Origin of the sequence: Bradyrhizobium sp., from assembly GCF_016462955.1 — a bacterium.
In the GTDB taxonomy this organism is placed as follows: domain Bacteria; phylum Pseudomonadota; class Alphaproteobacteria; order Rhizobiales; family Xanthobacteraceae; genus Bradyrhizobium.
On sequence record NZ_JAEMSD010000503.1, the window covers coordinates 1 to 4,910 of the forward strand.

The 4,910-nt window shown below is 65.1% G+C and carries 5 protein-coding genes; 1 reads left to right on the plus strand and 4 read right to left on the minus strand.

Features of this window, described 5'->3' with window-relative positions; translation table 11 throughout:
• From JHD07_RS32900 to JHD07_RS32915, 4 genes are all read right to left on the minus strand, one after another.
• On the minus strand, positions 1-1,151 hold a 1,151-nt coding region (locus JHD07_RS32900), incomplete at its 3' end, for an amidohydrolase family protein (protein ID WP_291629704.1).
• 13 nt (positions 1,152-1,164) lie between these two features.
• Entirely contained in the window at positions 1,165-2,190 is a 1,026-nt protein-coding gene (locus JHD07_RS32905) for an ABC transporter substrate-binding protein (protein ID WP_291629706.1), read from the minus strand.
• Between the two features lie 39 nt (positions 2,191-2,229).
• Positions 2,230-3,006: an ABC transporter permease gene (locus JHD07_RS32910; RefSeq protein WP_291629708.1), complete on the minus strand. Its 777-nt coding sequence runs from the start codon at positions 3,004-3,006 to the stop codon at positions 2,230-2,232.
• Positions 3,006-3,863, minus strand: coding sequence for an ABC transporter ATP-binding protein (locus JHD07_RS32915; protein WP_291629710.1), 858 nt, complete (start codon positions 3,861-3,863; stop codon positions 3,006-3,008). Before JHD07_RS32915 ends, JHD07_RS32910 begins: the two co-directional genes overlap by 1 nt.
• Positions 3,864-4,057: 194 nt before the next feature.
• Here JHD07_RS32915 and JHD07_RS32920 point away from each other — a divergent pair, with 194 nt between their 5' ends.
• Positions 4,058-4,816, plus strand: coding sequence for a GntR family transcriptional regulator (locus JHD07_RS32920; protein ID WP_291629713.1), 759 nt, complete (start codon positions 4,058-4,060; stop codon positions 4,814-4,816).
• Positions 4,817-4,910 lie beyond the last annotated feature (94 nt).

Sequence of the window (4,910 nt, forward strand, 5' to 3'; positions counted from 1 at the left end):
TAGTCGGCCGGGTTGCCGGCGACGAGCTCGCCATTTCCAGGAGCACCCGTCGCGCGGCGGCCGTTGCGGATGGCGAGCGAGAACAGCTCGGCCGGCGTCCATGTCGGCTTGAAGCCGAGGCCGCCATGCACCATCTGCACCAGCCGCATCTCGCGCAGGATGTCGTCGTCCTCGTCCAGCGCCAGCCCGTCGACGCCGACCGCGATGGCACAGCCGCATGTGTGCGCGGCGGCGATCGGAGCCAGGCCCGAACGCAGATGCATGTTCGAGCTGAAATTGGTGACGATGCGGGCGCCGGAGGCCGCGATCATCTCCAGCTCGTCGGGGCGCGCGTGGATGCAGTGCGCGAGCGTCAGCCGCTCCGAGAGGAATCCGATGTCCCGCAGCCAGCGCACCATGTCCGGAAAATTCCGATCGGCCCAGGCGCGCTGGTATACGGTCTCCAGGAGATGCATGTGGATGCGGCGGCCGGTGCGCGCGGAGTTCTCCGCCACCGCTTCGAGCAGCGGCTTCGAGCACCATTGCACGCCGGCAGGACCGAGCTGAACGTCCACCATCGGCCCGGCCACAGCGGCGGCAATGCTGTCGGTCAGCTCGATATACGTGTCCGGCGACATCGGCGCGCGGACGAACAGGTCCTCGATGGTCTTGCGCTCCTCGCGCGACAGGCCCGAGAGCACCGGCTCGGCATCGCCATAGACGATCGGATTCTGGTCGCGCACGGCCATCGCAAACGCGATGCGGATGCCGACGTCGGACGCAGCCTTCGCGATCGCTTTTGCCTCGTCCACCAGGGACATCGTCCCGCTCGGCCGCGTGTAGTGCACCATCATGGCCGCGCAACCCGCCTTGGCCGATCGTGCCAGCGCCGAGGCCGCCGTCAGATAGGGATCGACGGGCGTGCCGAGCGCGGTCCGCAGGATCCAGCTTTCCAGGGGCATGCCGACCGCGCCGAAGGACGACGCCGTGGCACGGGCATGATCATGGGCGTTGACGAAGGCCGGAATGACCAGGGAGCGCGGGCCGCTCGCAGCCCCTGCTCCCTCCGAAACGTCGGTGATGATGCCGCCCTCGTGCCGCAGCACGGCATCGTCGCAGACGCCGCGATCAGGGCCACGGAACAGGCTGGTTGCCGAAACCTCCGTGGCCATGATCAATCTCCCATCAGTTGGCGGTATACACCAGCTCCCGCTCGGCGCGCGGCGGCAGGAATTCGCGCGAGAACACTTCCGCCGGCGTCGGCGCGCGGGCGAGCTGGTAGCCCTCGACCACGATGCCGATGGCGCGCGTCATGCGGTCGTCCTTGACGTCGCCGATGCCGATCTCCTTCATCTCCGGCGAGACGATCAGCTTCTCGAAGGAATATTGCAGCCGCCGCTTCTCGACATCGGCGTTGATGAGGTTGTCGTAGTTCACCGCCGCCTTCATGCCGGCATTCTGGTCCTTGGCAATCGCGATCGCCGCCTTGTTGATGGCGCGCACCAGGCCCGCGACGGCCTTCGGGTTCGAGGCGATCAGCTTGCGGGAGACCATCACGCCGTTGGAGTAGAGGTCGAGGCCGTACTCACCGAACGAGAACCATTTGAAATCCTTGTCCGGATCCTGGCGGTTGAGCACCAGGTTGAAATAGCTGGTGATGTTGAAGACGAGCGCCGCGTCGATGTCGCCCTTGATCAGCATCGGCTCCTGCAGGTTCGGCGCCATGTTGGAGATCTTGATCTTCTCGCCGTCGAGCCCGTTCTTGCGCGTGAACACGGGCAGGAGGCGTGTCGTTGGCGTACCCTGAGCGCCGCCGAGCGTGCGGCCCTCGAAATCCTTGATGGTGTTGATGCCGCTGCTCTTCTTGGCGACGATCGCGAATGGCGGCTGGTTCCACATCATGTAGACCATGACGGGCGCCTCCTGCGGCTTGGTCGCCGCGTTCTGGATGATGGCGTTGACGTCGCCGAAGCCGGCGTCATAGGCACCGGACATCACGCGCGTGACGGTGGCGCCGGAGCCCTCGCCCTGGTCGATGACGACGTTGAGGCCCTCCTCTTTGAAGAAGCCGTTGTCCTTGGCATAGAAGAAGGCGGCATCGCTGCCCTGGGTCTTCCAGCCCAGCGTGAACTTGATCGTGGTCTCTTGGGCCATGGCGGCGCCTGTGGACAGCGCCAATCCCAGCAGCGCGGCGGTTACTTTCCTCAACATCGAGACCTCCTCAGCTTCGTTGCGTGATGGTTCAAGAAATCAGGTGGCGATCGCGTCGTTCTTGCGCGTGGCCCAGCCGGTGACCTGGCCTTCGATCAGCGAGAACACGACGTAGAGTGCGACGCCGAGCCCGGCGAGCACGAACAGGCCGGCGAACACCAGCGGCACGTTGAAATTGGAGGACGCGGTCATCATGACGTTGCCGATGCCGCGATTGGAGGCGACCGTCTCCGACAGCACGGCGCCGACGAAGGCATAGGAAATCGCGACCTTCAGCGACGCGAAGAAGAACGGCATGGTTCTGGGCAGGCCGACATTCCAGAGGATGTCGAGCTTGCTGGCGCCGAGCGCCTTCAAGACGTCCTCGAGCTCGGGCTCGGTGGTGGCAAGGCCGGTCGCGATGTTGACCACGATCGGGAAGAAGCAGATCGACAGCGCGGTCAGCACCGCCGGCACCGTGCCGGAGCCGAACCACAGCACGAAGATCGGGACCACCGCGACTTTGGGGATCGAGGAGAAGCCGATCAGCAGCGGATAGCAGGTGTCGTAGGCCGTCTTGGAGACGCCGATGATCGCGCCGAGTGCCACGCCGAGCGCAACGCCAAGCACGAAGCCGAGCATGGTGGTGGCGAGCGTCTGCACGATGTGCGGCCACAGCACCGGAAAGCGCTCGACCAGCGTCACGAACACCTGCGACGGCCGCGGCAGCACCAGGTCGGACATGCCGGTCATCAGGCAGAACAGCTCCCAGGCGAGGAAGAACAGCACGATCAGTCCCGCCGACCACGCCTTCTGCCTGACATCGATCCCGAACATCAGCCTGCTCCCTGCTGGGCCGTGCTGCGCGCATCCTCGATGAAGGCACGCAGCTTCTGGTTCAGCGCGACGAAATCCGGCTCGAAGGTCATCGCAACCGTGCGCGGCCGTGCGAAGTCGACGCGGCTGTCGTCGAGGATGCGGCCGGGGCGTGCGCTCATCACGCAGATGCGGCTGGCGAGGAAGCCGGCCTCGCGCAGATCGTGCGTCACGAGCAGCACGGTCGGCTTGTGCGTCATCCAGAGCGTCTGAAGGATCGCCCACAGCTCTTCGCGGGTGAACTGGTCGAGCGCGCCGAACGGCTCGTCGAGCAGCAGCATACGCGGCTCGTGGATCAACGCGCGGCACAGATTGGCGCGTTGAAGCATGCCGCCGGAGAGCTGCCAGGGATAGCGGGTGCCGAAGCCCTTGAGACCGACCTGCTCCAGCAATGCGTTGGCCTTGTCGCGATACTCGGTCTTGCGCAGCCTGCGGAAGCTGGAGCGGAACGGCTCGACGATCTTCAGCGGCAGCATGATGTTCCGCTCGATCGTCATCCACGGCAGCATGGTCGGGTTTTGAAAGGCCATGCCGACCCGCAACGCGCGCGCCGCCACCTCGCGGCCGCCGACGATGACGACGCCGCTGGTCGGCTGCACGAGGCCACTGACGAGACGCAAGATGGTCGATTTGCCGCATCCTGACGGCCCGACCAGTGCGACAAACTCGCCGTCGGCGATCTTGAGCGTGGTCTTCGACAGAGCCGGGACGGCACGGTCGCCGCGCCCGAAGGTCACGGACGCCTCCGAGAGCTCGATGGCGGTGGCGGCGGCTGTTTCGGGAACCGGCTGGCCGTCAAACCGATCGTTGGGTTGCATGCGCATCACAGCGAAAGTGCATGCAAGCGAGGTGCCAAGCGCTCGGGCCTGTAAAATCAACCGTTTGAGCAGACCGCGCGCCGACGGGCGGATTCGATTTAGGCAATTCGGGTGTCAAGTGCATGCAATTGGAGCGCTGAGTTGGCATCAGGCTATGCTAAAAGAGCGCCGACCCTTCCCTCGAGGATTCGCCGATGGCGGCGCGCACGAGCAACAAGACTTCGGAATCATTGGACAAGGTCAGCGTGATCTGTCGCGCCCTCCGACGCGCCATCATCGAGCAGGCGCTGGAGCCCGGCGCCAAGCTGCCGGAGGACTCGCTCGGCGAGCGTTTCGGCGTCAGCCGCACCATTGCCCGCCACGCGCTGGGCCAGCTCGCCGCTGAAGGCCTGGTCGAGCTCCGCCGCAACCGGATCGCCGTGGTGGCGACGCCGAGCTGGCAGGAGGCACGCGATGCCTTCGACATCCGCATCGAACTGGAGCGGCTCGTGGTCCGCCAGCTCGCCGGCAAGCTGACCAAGGCGCAGATCGCCGAGCTGAACGCCCATGTCGACGCCGAGGATCGTGCGCGCGGCAGCACGGACGCCGTCTCGATTCGCCTCGCCACCGAATTCCACATCCTGCTCGCGCAGATGACGAACAGCCCGATCCTGGTGCGCTATGTCAGCGAGGTCGCCTATCGCTGCTGCCTGACGCTATCGCTCTTCAGCCGGCCGCATTCCACCGAATGCGCCATCAACGAGCATCGCGCCATCATCGCAGCGCTGGGCAAAGGCGATGCCGACAAGGTGATGGAATTGATGCATCATCACCTGGATTCCGTGGCCAATCGCGCACTCGTCGCCCCCACTCCGCAGCGTGGCAGGGACCTGCTCGACATCCTTGCGCCCTATGCCGACGAAGTGACGAGCGAGCGCGTGGTCAAACTGACGAAGGTCGCTCGCAGAGGCTAAAGCACGAACCGGAAAATTGCGAAGCGGCCTTCCCGGAAGGATCATGCGCAAACAACAACCTAAAGCGCGATGACGATTCATCCAAATCTCATCG

Bases quoted from the DNA above. Each gene is read 5' to 3' on its own strand.
- JHD07_RS32910 (WP_291629708.1), bottom strand. From the start codon at position 3,006: ATGTTCGGGATCGATGTCAGGCAGAAGGCGTGGTCGGCGGGACTGATC.
- JHD07_RS32920 (WP_291629713.1), top strand. From the start codon at position 4,058: ATGGCGGCGCGCACGAGCAACAAGACTTCGGAATCATTGGACAAGGTC.
- JHD07_RS32915 (WP_291629710.1), bottom strand. From the start codon at position 3,863: ATGCAACCCAACGATCGGTTTGACGGCCAGCCGGTTCCCGAAACAGCC.
- JHD07_RS32905 (WP_291629706.1), bottom strand. From the start codon at position 2,190: ATGTTGAGGAAAGTAACCGCCGCGCTGCTGGGATTGGCGCTGTCCACA.